A 16,347-nucleotide genomic window follows, 5' to 3' on the forward strand; every position below is an offset into this window, starting at 1 on the left:
CTCCTCTAGGTTAACGTAATACCTCGTGGGCCGGTGTAGTCGACCCGGGGGCGGAATAACCGGTTATTGCTGTGTTGTTCGATTACATGAGCTCCGAGTCCGGCGGCCCGCGATGCAAAAAAGATAGGCGTATACAGATCGATCGGGATACCGAGCAGATAATACACCGGCGCTGCGTAGTAGTCGAGGTTCGGATGCAGTCCTTTCTCTTCTGCAATCAGCTCTTCCCCGCGCACGCACATGTCATACAGGTCCATGCGATCCTGCTTTTCCGCGAGTCGGTGCAGCGATTTTTTCATCAGCTGGGCACGCGGGTCCATCTTTTTCATATACACCCGGTGGCCAAAACCCATGATTCTTTCTTTGTTGGCCAGCTTTTCCCGGAAGAGCCGCTCAACTCCGTCCGGAGTGCCGGCTTCCAGCAGCAGATGCATAACAGCTTCATTGGCGCCCCCGTGCAGCGGTCCTTTCAGAGAAGCCACTGCGCCCGTAAAGGCACCATACATATCGGCCTGCGTGGAGGCAATCACCCGGGCTGCAAAGGTAGAGTTTGGCATTTCATGCTCAATATAAGCCACAAGCGACTGATCAAACACCTCTGTTTCCAGAACGCCAGGTTTTTTCCCGGTGAGCATATAGAGCATGTTAGCGCTAAAGGACATTGAAGGGTCCGGGGAAACCAGTGATTCGTTTTGCTGCGTACGGTAGCTGCCGGCCATAATAGCCGGTATCGCTCCTAGCAGATTGACTGCTTTCTTCTGGTTGGCTTCCGCCGAAAGGTCATGCATGTTTGTTTCCGAACCGGCAAGCAGAGAGATACCTGTACGGAGCATATCCATCGCACTCATCGAAGCAGGAAACAACGAAAAGGAAGTAGTCAGGACTTCCGGCAGCTCCAGTTGTTGGTAAAGACGATGATGAAACGATTCCTTCTCAGCAGCGTCCGGAAGGGAGCCGTAAAGAAGCAGATAAGCAACGTCTAAAAAGTGTCGATTTTCCGCTAATTCGATAAGATCGTATCCGCGTATAACAATTTGCTCCTGCTCGACATCAAGGTAGGAAATCGATGTTTCGGCAGCAATGATTCCTTCAAGGCCAGGACTGTACTCTTTTTTTGCAGACATGCTGATGCCTCCTTTATTTTTAAAGCGTTTTCAAAAACGGTTAAAAATATAAGTTCTTTCTTTGTATAATTGTATACATTTTTTTGGGAAAAGGCAAAACCCTTTTACTGTTACGCTAGAAAGAAGAGATATGAAGCTCGAGGGTTTCCTTTGTTGACGCCAGGCTCCGGCGGATGTGGGCACGCATGTAATGCTCGGCTGCTGGTCCGTCTTTACGTTCGATAGCGGATAGAATTTTTTCGTGCTCAGATAACGGGGTGGCGATCGTATAATCAGGGTGCCGGTAGCCACTAAGGCGGCGGTATCTTTCGAGCCGGGTGTTCAACTGGTTTAAAAATTGGACGGCTGTAGGGGAGGCATGCTCATACAATAAATGATGAAAGCGGCTGCCATACGTAATGGAAGTAAACCGTTCACCTGCTTCAGCCATGTGCAAAAGGGCCTCTTTCATCTCCGCTGTCGCTTCAGGTGAGGCCCGCACTGCTGCTTCTTTAGCGACAAGCCCCTCGAGCGCTTCCCGTACGGTAAAAATATCGACGGCTTCTTCGATACTGAGTTTCTGGACCTCCATGCGGCCGTTTGCTTTCTTTACAATCAGTCCTTCGAGCTCGAGACGGTAAAGCGCCTGGCGAAGCGGTGTGCGGCTTACTGCGATTTCTTCGGTCAGCTGTTCTTCACGAAGCGCCTGCCCCGGGAAATAATGAAATTCAATAATACTTTGTTTTAAAGCTTCATAGGCTAAATCGCTTACGGATACCCGGCGTCTCTGCATAAACCATCACTCCTTTTAGTTTAATTTTATTTATTATAGCAAAAAAGAGACCGGCACCGGGCCGGCCTCTTAATCCAGGATTCCTAATTTCTGCCCGCCCTGGGGGCTACCTGAAAGGAACGGAAAGTGTATGTGAACATTGCAAGGGCAAAAAGAGAAATCAACGTCAGGGCGAGGTAAACGTTAGAATAAATAGCACTACTGCCCCCGGAAGCAAAAGGGTTCAATGAACTGTTCACGCCCTGAATTTCGAGCACAGCTCCAAAGATTGCGCTGCTGAAAGCCCCCGCCATAAAGTTCATCAAATTGAACATGCCAATTCCAACACCTGTTTCATTTTCTTCAAGGACGGAGGACAGAATATTAGCGGTGGAGCTTTGGATAAGAGGGAAACCTATATAGGCAATGACCAGAACAACAGAGACAGCTACTGCGGAAACACCGGCAAAGCCGGAAAGCAGCACTGTGCCAAAAGCAATGAAAGCCAGAGCGGCGATAACGACTACTTTCGGGCCGTGACGGTCCGCAAGATCTCCGCCAGCGCGTCCGAGAAAGCCGGCAAGGATTGCTCCAGGAAAGATAACGAGCCCGATCTGAGTAGTAGAAAGTTCATATAATTCCCTTGTCATCAATGGAATGATAAACAAAAGCCCGAACATGCTGCAGACGCCGAGGAAGCTCGTTAAAATGGTGACGGTATAATATTTGTTTTTCAAAAGGGACGGACGGATAAACGGGTCGTCCGCCTTTGCAGTCCGAAAAGCAAAAACAGCTATAAAGACGATGAATGCAAGTAGAAAAATCCATTGAAGAGTAGTAACGAACAATAAGATCCCGGCGATTGCTGCTCCGAAGAGCGCAGCGCCTAAATAATCGATAAACCCGGAACGTTTTTCTTCATTCGGCAGCCATTTTCTAAGAAATGGCAGGGCTAAAAGCGATAGGATAGAAAATAAAAACAGATAACGCCAACTGAGCCAACCGCCGAGCAGCCCGCCGACAATAGGCCCGACGCCCGAAGCGAAGGCGACTGTTGAAGAAATTAATCCAAAGACGCGGCCTTTATCCTCCGGGAAAAACCGGGCCGGTATTACAAAACCGAGCGCTGGAATTGTGGCTCCGCCTGCCGCTTGGAGCACCCGGGCAACAAGAAGCATGGCAAAGCTTTGAGAAAAAAGGCCAAGTGTTGCGCCTGCGGCAAACAGGATAATCCCAAAAGTGAGCAGGGATTTAATAGAATAAAAATCTGCTAATTTTCCATACATCAACGCTCCAATAGCGTAAACCATAATGTACGAGGTAAGTACCCAACTGACCTGGGAGGCGGGGATGCCGAAATACGACTGGATATCCGGAATCGCCACGTTAAACATAGTGCCGTTCATTACTGCTATAGTTAAAATCAAAGCCACTAGAAAGATCAGTTTCTTTTTTTGAGACTGGCCGACGTGTACGGACTCATTTGTCATAAAAATTCACGCTTTCTATTATTAGTTTCAGGGAAATTAGTTTTGAATGGAACTATCATATATTAACTGAAACAAAACCCGGAAACAAATATAATGAATGAAGTGTTCAGGCGCTTTGAAGAATCATAAAGTCGTCATTCTCGTCTTTAAGATTATGTGATAATATAAAGTGGTGGATTTGTGTGTATGAAAAAACAATGGGAAGCATGTCTCAGCTTATATTTTTACTGTGTTATAGAGAGTTATTACATAGGGAAGAGCTATATATGGTACTTCTGCAGCGCGCAGAATATAGAAAAATTAGAATAGGAGAGTCACGCTGTGTATATAGATATAGATGGGGTTAACGTGAACTACCATGTGTCCGGCGAAGGAGAAGATGTGGTCCTGCTGCATGGATGGGGCGCAAACATTCAAGCATTTGCCCCGGTGCATCAATCACTGGAAAAAAATTTTCGGGTCTGGTCGATTGATTTTCCGGGTTTTGGCCAGAGCGGAGAGCCTCCCGAATCCTGGACAGTTGGTGATTATACCGAAATGTTAAAAAAATGGCTGCAAAAAACCGGCATAGACAACCCGATTCTTATCGGGCACTCATTCGGCGGCCGGGTGTCGATTAAGTACGCCGCAGACAACCCGGTGAAAAAGATCATTTTGGTAGACAGCGCGGGTGTGAAGCCAAAACGAAAGCTGAAATATTATGTGAAAGTATATACCTATAAAACCTTTAAGAAGCTGCTAAAGCTTCCGGGGTTAAAGAAACGTGAACAGGAAATTCTCGACAAAGTTAAAGGCCGGGTCGGTTCGGCAGATTATCAAAACGTCTCCGGAGTAATGCAGCAGACGATGGTGAAGGTAGTTAATGAAGATCTGCAGCACCATTTTGAGCACGTTACGCCTCCGGTGCTGCTCGTGTGGGGAGAAAATGACGAGGCAACGCCTGTATCAGACGCCAGGATCATGGAACAAAAGATGCCGAACGCGGGCCTGGTCGTGCTGCGCGGGGCCGGTCATTATTCATACATTGACAACCTAAACGAATTTTTAATCATTATTGATCACTTTTTAAGAAATGAAGAGCAGGAGGCCGCACAGCATGATTAACACCATATTAGCGATTTTGTATTTGGCGGCTTGGGCGTTTTACACTGTGCGCTTTACGAAACGAAGCACACATATGCTTCAGCAGAACTCCTACAAAAATGAACGTTTTTGGGGATGGATTAAAAGCCATATGTCGAGGGCCTTCCCGATACGGAACACTATCGGCCTTGCAGCCGTAGTGCCGTTTCTTTTCGGAGCAGAAGCGTTAGGACTGATTATTGGCTTTCTTTATTTTCTGTTTATGGCATTGACGATGCCGCAGCTGAAAGAGAAAAAAGCACTGGTCATCACGGCCCGGGTAAAGCGGCTGTTTATTACGATCGGTGTCCTCTTTGTGCTATTTACCATTATTGGGCTGCTGCTCGGTAACACCGCTCTGTTTTATACTTATGGATGGCTCGTATTTTTAACAGTTATTGCGACGATGCTTACGTATTTCATAACGATGGCCGCGAACTATATTAACTATCCGATGGAACGAAAAATCAGTCAGCATTACGTCAATGATGCAGAACGAATTATTAAATCGATGCCGGACCTTGAAGTGATAGGCATTACAGGAAGCTACGGAAAGACAAGCACTAAGCACATGCTTGAAACGGTTCTTTCCTCAGAATTTAATACGCTGATGACCCCGGAAAGCTACAACACGCCGATGGGAGTGACAAAAACGATCCGGACGATGCTCAGGCCTTATCACGAAATTTTTATTGCTGAGATGGGCGCGAAAAGGCCGGGAGACATTGAAGAAATCTGCGATATTGTGCACCAGAGGTATGGTGTTTTGACTGCGGTAGGAGAGCAGCATTTAGAAACATTCAAAACGCTCGATAATATTAAAAAAACCAAATTTGAAATTGTTGAAACACTTCCGCAGGAAGGTACTGCTTTTGTAAATAAAGACGATGAAAATATTATGAGCTATGAGCAGCAGAATCAGTGCCGGACAATTTACTACGGCATCGATGCCGAAGATCTGCATTACCGGGCAAAAAATATTGGTTACTCTTCTAAAGGAACATCATTTACCGTGGTTAAATATGACGGAACTACCGCAGAAATCCAGACCAGGCTGCTTGGCCGCCACAACATTTATAATATTTTAGCTGCCGTAGCCATAGGCTCAGAGAAGGGCATCTCGTTTGAAAAAATAGCGAGGGCGCTGCGGAAAGCACAGCCGGTGGAACACCGCCTGGAGCTGAAAAAAACGAATGGAAACATTACGATTGTGGACGACAGCTTTAACTCCAATCCGGTTGGCTCCAGGATGGCTATGGAAGTATTAAGCCATATGCCGGAATATAAAATTGCCATAACGCCTGGAATGATTGAGCTTGGCGAAAAAGAGTACGAATTGAATAAAGCGTTGGGTACGTATATGGCGGATGCATGTGATTTCATTATACTGGTAGGGAAAAAACAGACCGTGCCGCTTCAGGATGGGCTAAAAGAAAAAAATTATCCGGAATCGCAGCTGTATGTTGCTTCCGACCTGCAGGACGCCCTGGCTAAAATGAATGAAATTGCGACGCAGCCATCCGTGGTGCTACTTGAAAATGACCTTCCGGATTCATTCAACGAGTAAAGACATAGGGAGCGGATAGTATGAAGACAAGAATAGGAGTATTTTTCGGTGGTATTTCTGTCGAACATGAGGTTTCTGTCATTTCAGCTGTACAGGCCATGGAATCGATGGACGAAGACCGGTATGAAATTGTCCCGATTTATATAAGCAAAGAACGCAAATGGTACACCGGAGATGTCTTACGGGACATTGAAGCCTATAAAGATATGACAAAATTGTTGAACGAGGCTCAGCAGGTGTTGATTACGTACGGGGAAGAAGACAACGTGGTGCTCCAGAAAAAACCTGCGCCTAAGTTCGGGAAAAAAGAAGTAGCTGCAATTGATGTTGCTTTTCCAATTGTGCATGGAACATTCGGCGAAGATGGGGCGCTTCAGGGATTGTTCGAATTATACGGCCTGCCTTACGTCGGCTGTGATGTAGCTTCTTCGGCAGTAGGGATGGACAAAGTAATGATGAAACAAATATTAAGAGACTCCCGCCTGCCGGTATTAAACGACGTTTGGTTCTACAGCAACCACTGGGCAGAGGATACTGAAAGCGTCATTGCCATGATTGAAGAAAGTGTTCCGTATCCGGTAATCGTAAAGCCGGCAAACTTAGGTTCAAGCGTCGGTATCAGTACGGCAAAAAACCGTGAGGAACTGGAACAGGCGGTCGAGGAGGCCACCGAATTTGCAGGGAAGATTCTTGTGGAAAAAATGCTTGAAGGCATGACCGAGGTGAACTGCTCTGTTGTAGGGGATTACGAGGATGTTGAAGCTTCAGTAATTGAAAAGGTACTTAAAACAGACGAAATACTGAGTTACAAAGATAAATATCAGGGCGGCAAAAACGGAAGCTCGTCCAAAGGAATGGAAGCAACGGACCGGGAGATTCCGGCACCTATCACAGAGGAAAAAGCCGGAGAGGTAAGGGAGCTGGCTAAAGACACCTTCCAGATTCTGGGATGCAGCGGCGTTTCCCGGATTGATTTCTTGATTGAAGACAACACCGGCACGGTATTCGTTAATGAAATCAATACGATTCCAGGTTCACTTTCTTTCTATCTATGGGACCCGGCTGGAAAAAGCTACAGCGAACTGATTCACCAATTGATTCAATTAGCATTAAAACGAAAGCGGGAGAGAGAGCGACTGACTTTCTCAATCGATTCCAACCTGTTTTCCCTACAAAGCGGTCAGGGAAGCAAAGGCGGCACAAAAACAGGGGCATCATCAAATCGCCAATAAGTGTTCAGCCGGCCTGATATTATAGGGCCGGTTTTTTATATGAAATAGAGGTAGTAGAGGAAAATATCAAACTTTTTTGAATATAGTAATTTGGTTGCAAGAAAGGAAAAAATGCTTTAAAATACTTTACTGTAGCAATTAAAGATAAAACTCACTGCAGCTTACGGCCCGTTGGTCAAGTGGTTAAGACACCGCCCTTTCACGGCGGTAACACGGGTTCGAATCCCGTACGGGTCACCATACATAAAGCTGTTTTCACCTATAGGTATAAGAGTTTTCCACACGCCGGTCTAGCTCAATTGGTAGAGCAACTGACTTGTAATCAGTAGGTTGGGGGTTCAAGTCCTCTGGCCGGCACCACGTGGAGGGGTAGCGAAGTTGGCCAAACGCGGCGGACTGTAAATCCGCTCCTTCGGGTTCGGCGGTTCGAATCCGTCCCCCTCCACCATTTAATACGAGCCATTAGCTCAGTTGGTAGAGCATCTGACTTTTAATCAGAGGGTCGGAGGTTCGAATCCTCCATGGCTCACCATTGTCATTATCCTGGTTTGGAACTGCGGAAGTAGTTCAGTGGTAGAACACCACCTTGCCAAGGTGGGGGTCGCGGGTTCGAATCCCGTCTTCCGCTCCATTATTTGACGAGCCGGGCAAGCAATGATAGTATTGGAAACATTGATTTGTATATAGATTGTGCGGGTGTAGTTTAGTGGTAAAACCTCAGCCTTCCAAGCTGATGTCGTGGGTTCGATTCCCATCACCCGCTCCATTTTTAATATTTTAAACATACGCAGGGGGCCTTAGCTCAGCTGGGAGAGCGCCTGCTTTGCACGCAGGAGGTCAGCGGTTCGATCCCGCTAGGCTCCACCAAACAAGATGCACATGTTCAGCCTGCCGGGCTGATTTTTTTATGTCTATTTTAAAGCTTTTTATCCTCTGGGGATGAATGTCCAGAAGAATCATGGTAGAATACGCGGGCATAGAAAAACTCTTATGCATTTACGAAGAGTGCATAAGAGTTCCACGGGACATAAGCTCATATTTATTTAAAAGAACATCCAACTCTTTACTTAAAGCCAAAACATCATCAGAGATCAGGGAAGCCGTATGGCCGGAAGTCAGTTGATGGAGTCTGTCTCTCGTTTGTTCTATCTCCTGCCGTAAATATTGTTGAGACAAACATTCTTCACCTCCTATTTGGTTAATGTTTACATTATTACCCATTTTAACGCATTTTCAAAGGTATTTATGCCAAATTTTCCAAAATGTGACTATGGTTCTAGAGGGTGCATAAATAGTAATATGGGTAAAGATTGAAGGTGAAAACCGTGTTACAATTGATTGGATTGAAAATATTACCAGTTAAAGTGAGTCATGCCAAGTCAAGCTGTTAAATAAATGAAACGAAAAAGATTCATTGAACGTATGTATAGTCCCACGAGGTGGAGGTCGCCAAATGGATGCAACGGTAAAACGGCTAGTGAAAGAAGTAAAAAAAGATGGTGATCAGGACGCTTTCCGGGAATTGGTTGATTTATATAAGGATAAGGTATATCAAATCGCCTATCGGATGGTCGGTAATGCCTACGAAGCGCAGGATATGGCCCAGGAGGCTTTTTTAAGAGCATATGCCAATATTGAAAGCTATGATGAAAAACGAAAGTTTTCCACCTGGCTTTTCCGTATTACGACAAACCTTTGTATTGACCGTCTCCGTAAGAAAAAGCCAGACTATTCCCTGGACGCAGAAATACCCGGGGCGGAAGGACTTGATGGATATTCCCAGCTTTCTTCACCGGACAAACTGCCCGATGAGCAGGTAGTGACGATGGAAATGCAGGAATGGGTGCAGGAAGGAATATTGAAGCTGCCTCCTAAATACCGGACAGCTATTGTCCTGCGTTATATCGAAGATCTTTCGATACAGGAAATCAGCGACATACTGGAACTTCCGGAAAATACGGTGAAAACGCACGTGCACAGGGGGCGTGAAGCTTTAAGAAAGCATTTGGGAAACACGTGAACAGGGGGGTGGGACCATGGCGTTAAAGGAACAGGAGGAAAAGTACATCCAACGCTACATCGACGGTGATATGGATGAACATGAAAAAGAAGAGTTCCGTTCGTATATAAAAGAAAATCCTGAATGTGCGCACCGGCTCCAGGAACTTAAGCGTACAGTAACAATGGTCCAGGGAACGTCGCACGTCTGGGCCCCGGAAACGTTTACTGACAGCATTATGAAAGAACTGCCGAAAAAAAGAAAACGGACAGCCTGGAAATCATGGTCCAGGCAGCACCCAGTGCTGGTGGCAGTTTCTATGTTTATTGTGCTGATGGCTTCAAGCGTGCTGTTTGCCTGGAACGACCAGTCAGGAGCGGAAATGACGGTTACCGGGGACCAGGCGAACGTAAATATTGATTACGACAACAACGCTGTAATCATTCCGGAGAATGAAATAGTTCAGGGAGACTTAACCGTTCGAAATGGGGAAGTTGATGTACATGGGAAAGTAAATGGCGATCTTACGGTAATCAATGGGGATCCTTACATGGCTTCGGCCGGAAGCGTTTCCGGAGATATTGAGGAAGTGGACCAGGTGCTCGAATGGATTTGGTACCATACAAAGCGAATAAGCCAGGAAGCCTGGCATATGGATGATGAAAAAGAGGCGGCATAATACAGTCCTTTATAAACAGCAGCAGGCTTTAAGCAGAGCGTGCTGCTATTTGTCTATTATTTCAACAAAAATTGTATAAGAAAATTTGCCTGAAATCCGAATAAAGCACGCAGTGATATAGAAGTGATTGTGATATAATATAACCGTTACTTTGCTTACGGGATAGAACCAATTGGAGGAAGTGCCATGTTTGCTGGACAAGATTTCGATTTACTTAACATCATACGAATTGTCGTAGACATATCGCTGGTGGCGTATGTCATTTACAAAGCGATCACGATTATCCGGGGCACTCGGGCCGTCCAGCTGGTAAAAGGCATTGCTGTTATTCTGGCTGTTTGGTTTATAAGCAGTTTTTTTGGTCTGCGGACGCTTCAATGGATTATGGGGAATTCGGTTACATATGGACTGCTTGCAATTATTATCATTTTTCAGCCGGAACTACGGCGGGCCCTTGAGCAGCTTGGAAGGGGAAGGCTCTTTGGGCGTGCTTCTTACGTAGAAGAAGATGAAACGTTAAAAACTATTGACGCCATTATGAAATCAACAAAATATATGGCAAAGCGGCGCATCGGGGCGCTGATTTCCATCGAACGCGAAACAGGGATGAACGATTATATTGAGACCGGCATTTCTATGGACGCAAACATTACCTCGGAGCTGCTTATTAATACTTTTATTCCAAACACCCCGCTTCATGACGGCGCAGTGGTGATGAGGGAAAACAAAATAGCCGCCGCCGCCTGCTACCTCCCTTTGTCAGAAAATCCTTTTATTTCAAAGGAACTGGGTACAAGGCACCGCGCCGCTCTCGGGGTGAGCGAAGTGACAGACGCTCTTACGCTGGCGGTATCAGAAGAAACTGGGAGCATTTCTATTACAAAAAATGGAGACCTTCACCGTGATGTTGATGAAGAGACTCTCCGTAAAATGCTTGAAAAAGATTTGATGGCAGAAAATAATTCATCAAGTATCTGGCAGTGGGGAGGGAAAAAAGATGGATAAACTTTTTGCAAACAAGTGGTTTGTCCGCTTTATCTCTCTTGCCTTTGCCGTCATGCTTTACTTAATCGTTAATATGGACCCTACGGTAAATAATGCCGGCGTCGTGCCGGATGGGGAAGACCAGACATATACAATTGAAGATGTGGAGATTACACCGGAATATAATCAGGAAGAGTACGCTATTACAAGTATGACAGAAGATGCGGATGTTACGCTGGCTGGTTCCCAGACGGCTATCATGCTGTTTCGTCTTTCCCGGTCGGACAACTATGAGCTGTACCTGGATATGCAGGATTTAGGCGCAGGTACTCATAACATTCAGGTGAGCCACCGTGATTTCCCGACGGATCTGGAAGTAACTCCTTCTCCGGAGTACGCCACGGTGACACTTGAAGAAAAGGAAGAAACAACATTTCCGCTCGAAACCCAGATTTTGAATGAAGAACAAAACGAAGAATTTTCTTTTGGGAACCCCACCGTCAGCCCGGAGGAAGTAACGGTAAGCGGAGCTGGCACTATTATCGACCAAATTGACCGGGTGGTCGCCCAGGTGGATGTTTCGGAAGCAGATGGGGATATTAACGGAACTTTCCCAATAGCGGCATTGGATGCCGAAGGCAATGAGCTGGATGTGAATATCGAACCGCAGGAAGCATCAGTGGAATTGTCTGCTGATGCTCCTTCAAAAGCAGTGCCGGTGAACGTAGAGCAAACGGGGAGTTTAAATGCGGGCACAGCGATCAGTGAAGTTATCGCTTCCAGTGAAGAAGTGACCATATATGGCAGTGAAAGAGCGGTGCAGAATACAGAAAGCATCGATGCCGCTCTCAATTTAAATGAAGTCACTGAGAGCGGAACATATGAATTAAATCTCCAATTGCCTGACGGTATTCAGCGAACAAACCCCGAAAGCTTAAGTGCTTCTGTAACGATACAGGGCGAAGAGCAGACTACGCTTGAGAACGTGCCTATATCTATCGTGAACTTGCCTTCAGGCTCTTCCACCAGCTGGGTGAATCCTTCATCCGGAGAAATGGATGTACAAATATACGGTGGAGCCGGCGCTCTTGAGGGTGTCAGCGCGGAAGATATTACATTAGAAGCGCTCTGGAGCGACAGTGGCTCTTCAAATGAAGAATCCTACATTCTTCGTGTGGAAGCGAGCGGCCCAGAAGGGGTACAGATTTCTCCAACCAGAGAAAATGTGGAAGTGACGCTCCAGCAGGGAGAAAGCAGAGAAACAACAGAAGAAGGAACGGAAGAAGAAACAGAACCGGAAAGTGAAGTTCCGGAAGAGCAGCAAAATGAAAATACAGAAGAACCGGAAGACTCTGGCCAAAATGACGGAGAAGGAGATTCTTCTAATCAGAATGGTTCCACAGAAAGTGAAGAAGACGGGACTGGCTCAGGCGAAGAGGAGAATGACACAGAAACAGCCCCGCCAGCAGACACCGGAGATACTGAAGAAAATGGCTCCGGGGGCGCCGAAGATGCTCCTGCAGAAAACGAAGAAGTTCCAGCGGAAGAAAATAGCGAAACGAATAATGAACAGTAGTAAAAGCCATCAAGGAATTGTGTAAGAACAAAGGAGAGGTTTAACCATGGGGAAATATTTTGGTACAGATGGAGTCAGGGGTGTCGCTAATACGGAACTGACGCCGGAATTTGCTTTCCGGCTAGGGCGTGCAGGCGGCTATTTGTTAACAAAGGATCACGAACATCCAAAAGTATTAATAGGCAAGGATACACGCATCAGTGGGGAAATGCTTGAAGGGGCCATGGTCGCCGGACTTCTTTCCATTGGGGTTGAAGTAATGCGTCTTGGGACGATTACTACGCCGGGAGTGGCTTATTTAACCAAGGCAGTCAGTGCACAGGCAGGGATTATGATTTCCGCTTCGCATAACCCGGTAGCGGACAACGGCATCAAATTTTTTGGTGCGGATGGGTTTAAGCTAAATGACGAGCAGGAAGCTGAAATTGAGCGTCACCTCGAGGGAGATGACCAAATGCCGCGTCCGGTAGGCGGCCAGCTTGGAAGTGTTAATGATTATTTTGAAGGCCGCCAGAAGTACCTTCAGTTTTTAAAGAATACAGTCAGCGAAGATTTCTCAGGCCTTCATATTGCCCTTGATTGTGCAAACGGAGCAGCCTCCTCGTTAGCACCGCATTTGATGGCAGACCTTGAGGCAGATATTTCTACTATCGGAAACAATCCGGACGGCATAAATATTAACGAAGGTGTCGGGTCGACACATCCGGAAGCCCTGGCTGCCTTTGTCGTTGAAAAAGGAGCAGACCTCGGCCTCGCCTTTGACGGCGATGCGGATCGACTGATTGCTGTAGATGAAAACGGAAATATCGTTGATGGAGACCAGATTATGTACATCTGTGGAAAGCATCTAAAGCAGGAGCTGATGCTGAATAAAAACACAGTAGTAACGACCATTATGAGTAATATAGGCCTGCACAAAGCATTGAAGGAAATTGACGTTGAAACTGTACAGACGAAGGTAGGCGACCGCCACGTCATGGAAGAAATGCGGGCAAACGGCTACAGCCTGGGCGGAGAGCAATCCGGGCATCTGATTTTCCTTGATTTAACCACTACCGGGGACGGGATGTTAAGCGCCCTGCAGCTGGTGGATATGATAAAAAAATCAGGCAAAAAACTATCGGAACTTGCTGCTGAAATGCCGACGTTTCCACAAAAACTGGTCAATGTTCGTGTAACAGATAAACACCAGGTGGAAAATAATCCGAAGGTCAAAGAAGTAATAGACCGGATCGAAGCGGAAACAGGGGATAGAGGAAGAATCCTTGTACGTCCTTCCGGCACCGAGCCGCTCGTCCGCGTAATGGCAGAGGCGGAAACAGAAGAGATGTGCAACAATTACGTAACAGAAATTGCCGATGTAGTTCAGGCAGAATTGGGCCTGGATAAATAAGTAAAGAAAGCCGGGCGGCTAAGCCTGGCTTTCTTTATGTTTAAAATACAATAATTTCGGTAACGTGCAACTGGTGCGTAACTTTTCTAGGCAGATTGCGACTAACAATAGGTGTTTCTTAAAAATAGGAAGCATACATATTTGCATGAAAAAATTTCACAATTTCACAATTGATTACAATGCGTATATAGAGTATCATTGTGTATAAATCTGGTGAAGAAAGGAGCAGGAGAAAAGTTTCATTATTGAAAGCGCTAGGACTGTTTTGGAGCGAAAACAAAACAGTTGACGAGGTGGGGGTTTATCGAGCAATCGGCGGATGCCTCCCGGCTGCATGTCTCAGCTGAAAGTGCTGGCTTAAATCATGAAGGCGACTTTGTGGCTAAAGGCCAGGACACAGGCATAAAAGCAGTACTGTTAGACAAGTATAATTGTGAAAAGACATCCTTGAGAAAAGCAGCAGTAAAAATTAAACGAGACGAGTGGGGCATCAGTAATTGTCCCGCGACATATGCTTATGCCCCGCCGGTTATAGGAGGGTATCCACGTATGTGTGGAATTGTAGGATATATTGGGAATGAGCAGGCGTCGGACATTTTGTTAAAGGGGCTTCATAAACTCGAATACCGGGGGTATGATTCTGCAGGAATTGCGATAGTAGACAATGACGGTGTCAGTGTATACAAGGAAAAAGGACGTATTGCCGCTCTTGAAGAAACGGTAAACGGCCAGGCCTCCGGGACGATCGGTATCGGCCACACACGCTGGGCGACACACGGAGCACCGAGCCGGGACAACGCGCATCCGCATCAGAGCATTAGCGGCCGCTTTACGCTTGTACACAACGGTGTTATTGAGAATTATCAGCAGCTCCAGCAGCATTACCTTGACAGAGTGTCTCTGCGCAGCCAAACTGATACGGAAATTATCGTGCAGCTTGTAGAGAAGTTCAGCGAGGAAGGGCTTAACACAGAAGCAGCCTTCCGGCGTACTCTGGCTCTTCTAAAAGGATCCTACGCTTTAGCATTAATCGACAATAATGATGAAGAAACCATCTATGTCGGAAAAAATAAAAGTCCGCTCCTCGTTGGTTTGGGAGAAGGTAAGAACGTTATTGCTTCAGATGCAATGGCAATGCTTCACACGACGAAGCAGTTCATCGAAATTATGGATGAAGAAGTCGTTATTGTGACTCGTGATTCTGTTCAGGTTAAAGACCTGGAAGGAAATGTAAGATCCCGAGAGCCTTTTGTAACAGACATTGACGAATCGGATACTGAAAAAGGCACGTACGAACACTTTATGTTAAAGGAAATTGATGAGCAGCCGTTTGTAATTCGCAATATCATCCAGAAATATCAGGATGAAGACGGAGACATTAAGCTTGAAGAAGACATACGGGCGGCAGTCAACCAGTCCGACCGCATTTATATTTTGGCAGCTGGCACAAGCTATCACGCCGGCCTCGTAGGCAAAGAAATGATTGAAAAAATCGGACAGAAGCCGGTGGAAGTACACATTGCGAGCGAATTTTTGTATAACCAGCCGCTTCTTTCCGAAAAGCCGTTGTTTATCTTTATTTCCCAGAGCGGAGAAACTGCGGACAGCCGTGGTGTGCTCGTCAATGTAAAGAAACAGGGCCATCCTTCGATCACGATTACGAACGTACCCGGCTCTACGCTCTCCCGTGAGGCTGATTTTACGCTGCATACGTACGCAGGCCCTGAGATTGCGGTTGCTTCAACGAAAGCCTACACCGCTCAGATGGCTGTAATGTCGATTCTTGCGATGGATATCGCCCGGGCACGTGGTATTGAGTCCAGCTTTAACGCGATTCAGCAATTGGGGCTGGCAGCCAATGCCATGGAAACGCTTTGTGATCAAAAAGACATTATGGAAGGAATTGCGAAAGAATATTTGAGTGAAACGCGCAACTGCTTCTTTATTGGACGCGCGCTCGACTATCACGTCGTACTTGAAGGAGCATTAAAGCTGAAAGAGATTTCTTATATTCAGGCTGAAGGCTTTGCCGGAGGCGAGTTGAAGCACGGCACTATTGCCTTGATTGAAGAGGGAACGCCGGTCATTGCTGTAACCACGCAGAACCATGTTAACTTAAATACGCGGGGGAACCTGCAGGAAGTGGTAGCCCGCGGGGCCAATCCGTGCGTTATTGCCTCCGAAACAAACCACCAGGAAGGCGATAATATCATTCTTCCAGACCTGCACGAAGTAATGACGCCTATTGTTTCGGTCATTCCACTGCAGCTTATCTCTTACTATGCAGCAATGCACCGCGGCTGCGACGTGGATAAGCCGCGTAATCTGGCAAAAAGCGTTACTGTTGAATAGACTAAGTTTAGCGGAGCGGTAAGTACTATTAATAATAAAGCTTTTCAAAAACCCACATCCGGTTACTCTACTTGTAAT

13 protein-coding genes and 7 tRNA genes are annotated in these 16,347 nt (G+C 46.4%); 16 read left to right on the forward strand and 4 right to left on the reverse strand.

What is annotated here, in order from left to right:
* Nucleotides 1-5 precede the first annotated feature (5 nt).
* The 3 genes from mmgD to B5066_RS06685 all read right to left on the reverse strand — a co-directional run bounded on the left by mmgD (nucleotide 6) and on the right by B5066_RS06685 (nucleotide 3,365).
* Nucleotides 6-1,124: a citrate synthase gene (mmgD, locus tag B5066_RS06675; RefSeq protein ID WP_079475181.1), complete on the reverse strand. Its 1,119-nt coding sequence runs from the start codon at nucleotides 1,122-1,124 to the stop codon at nucleotides 6-8.
* 115 nt (nucleotides 1,125-1,239) lie between these two features.
* On the reverse strand, nucleotides 1,240-1,896 hold the full coding sequence (locus B5066_RS06680; protein WP_079475182.1) for a GntR family transcriptional regulator: 657 nt from the start codon (nucleotides 1,894-1,896) through the stop codon (nucleotides 1,240-1,242).
* An 83-nt stretch (nucleotides 1,897-1,979) separates the two neighbouring features.
* On the reverse strand, nucleotides 1,980-3,365 hold the full coding sequence (locus tag B5066_RS06685; protein WP_079475183.1) for an MFS transporter: 1,386 nt from the start codon (nucleotides 3,363-3,365) through the stop codon (nucleotides 1,980-1,982).
* A gap of 321 nt (nucleotides 3,366-3,686) precedes the next feature.
* On the opposite strand from B5066_RS06685, the gene B5066_RS06690 reads away from it, so the two are divergent.
* The 10 genes from B5066_RS06690 (at nucleotide 3,687) to B5066_RS06735 (ending at nucleotide 8,153) form a co-directional block, all read left to right on the forward strand.
* Nucleotides 3,687-4,469: an alpha/beta fold hydrolase gene (locus B5066_RS06690; RefSeq protein WP_079475184.1), complete on the forward strand. Its 783-nt coding sequence runs from the start codon at nucleotides 3,687-3,689 to the stop codon at nucleotides 4,467-4,469.
* Nucleotides 4,462-6,054, forward strand: coding sequence for a UDP-N-acetylmuramoyl-tripeptide--D-alanyl-D-alanine ligase (locus B5066_RS06695; protein ID WP_079475185.1), 1,593 nt, complete (start codon nucleotides 4,462-4,464; stop codon nucleotides 6,052-6,054). Before B5066_RS06690 ends, B5066_RS06695 begins: the two co-directional genes overlap by 8 nt.
* Before the next feature lie 20 nt (nucleotides 6,055-6,074).
* Nucleotides 6,075-7,286, forward strand: coding sequence for a D-alanine--D-alanine ligase family protein (locus tag B5066_RS06700; protein ID WP_079475186.1), 1,212 nt, complete (start codon nucleotides 6,075-6,077; stop codon nucleotides 7,284-7,286).
* A gap of 165 nt (nucleotides 7,287-7,451) precedes the next feature.
* A tRNA-Glu gene (locus B5066_RS06705) sits at nucleotides 7,452-7,526 on the forward strand.
* Nucleotides 7,527-7,570: 44 nt separating this feature from the next.
* Nucleotides 7,571-7,646, forward strand: a tRNA-Thr gene (locus B5066_RS06710).
* Between the two features lie 3 nt (nucleotides 7,647-7,649).
* Nucleotides 7,650-7,734 (forward strand) — tRNA-Tyr (locus B5066_RS06715).
* An 8-nt stretch (nucleotides 7,735-7,742) separates the two neighbouring features.
* Nucleotides 7,743-7,818, forward strand: a tRNA-Lys gene (locus B5066_RS06720).
* Nucleotides 7,819-7,842: 24 nt separating this feature from the next.
* Nucleotides 7,843-7,917 (forward strand) — tRNA-Gly (locus B5066_RS06725).
* A 61-nt stretch (nucleotides 7,918-7,978) separates the two neighbouring features.
* A tRNA-Gly gene (locus tag B5066_RS06730) sits at nucleotides 7,979-8,052 on the forward strand.
* A 25-nt stretch (nucleotides 8,053-8,077) separates the two neighbouring features.
* Nucleotides 8,078-8,153: transfer RNA gene (locus B5066_RS06735), tRNA-Ala, on the forward strand.
* A gap of 129 nt (nucleotides 8,154-8,282) precedes the next feature.
* On the opposite strand, the gene B5066_RS17080 is transcribed toward B5066_RS06735, so the two are convergent.
* Entirely contained in the window at nucleotides 8,283-8,507 is a 225-nt protein-coding gene (locus B5066_RS17080) for an aspartyl-phosphate phosphatase Spo0E family protein (RefSeq protein ID WP_079475187.1), read from the reverse strand.
* A 232-nt stretch (nucleotides 8,508-8,739) separates the two neighbouring features.
* On the opposite strand from B5066_RS17080, the gene sigW reads away from it, so the two are divergent.
* The 6 genes from sigW (at nucleotide 8,740) to glmS (ending at nucleotide 16,269) form a co-directional block, all read left to right on the forward strand.
* On the forward strand, nucleotides 8,740-9,306 hold the full coding sequence (gene sigW, locus B5066_RS06745) for an RNA polymerase sigma factor SigW (RefSeq protein ID WP_079475188.1): 567 nt from the start codon (nucleotides 8,740-8,742) through the stop codon (nucleotides 9,304-9,306).
* Between the two features lie 16 nt (nucleotides 9,307-9,322).
* Nucleotides 9,323-9,964 carry an anti-sigma factor family protein gene (locus tag B5066_RS06750; protein WP_079475189.1) on the forward strand — a complete coding sequence of 214 codons (642 nt, stop codon included), beginning with the start codon at nucleotides 9,323-9,325 and terminating at the stop codon, nucleotides 9,962-9,964.
* 186 nt (nucleotides 9,965-10,150) lie between these two features.
* The gene (gene cdaA / locus B5066_RS06755; protein WP_022794289.1) at nucleotides 10,151-10,969 is read left to right on the forward strand and encodes a diadenylate cyclase CdaA; all 819 of its coding nucleotides are present in this window, start codon (nucleotides 10,151-10,153) and stop codon (nucleotides 10,967-10,969) included.
* Nucleotides 10,962-12,524 carry a CdaR family protein gene (locus B5066_RS06760; protein WP_079475190.1) on the forward strand — a complete coding sequence of 521 codons (1,563 nt, stop codon included), beginning with the start codon at nucleotides 10,962-10,964 and terminating at the stop codon, nucleotides 12,522-12,524. Before cdaA ends, B5066_RS06760 begins: the two co-directional genes overlap by 8 nt.
* 46 nt (nucleotides 12,525-12,570) lie before the next feature.
* Entirely contained in the window at nucleotides 12,571-13,917 is a 1,347-nt protein-coding gene (gene glmM / locus B5066_RS06765; RefSeq protein WP_079475191.1) for a phosphoglucosamine mutase, read from the forward strand.
* A gap of 549 nt (nucleotides 13,918-14,466) precedes the next feature.
* On the forward strand, nucleotides 14,467-16,269 hold the full coding sequence (glmS, locus tag B5066_RS06770; RefSeq protein WP_079475192.1) for a glutamine--fructose-6-phosphate transaminase (isomerizing): 1,803 nt from the start codon (nucleotides 14,467-14,469) through the stop codon (nucleotides 16,267-16,269).
* The last annotated feature ends 78 nt before the right edge of the window (nucleotides 16,270-16,347 follow it).

This window comes from Marinococcus halophilus, assembly GCF_900166605.1.
Lineage (GTDB): Bacteria > Bacillota > Bacilli > Bacillales > Marinococcaceae > Marinococcus > Marinococcus halophilus.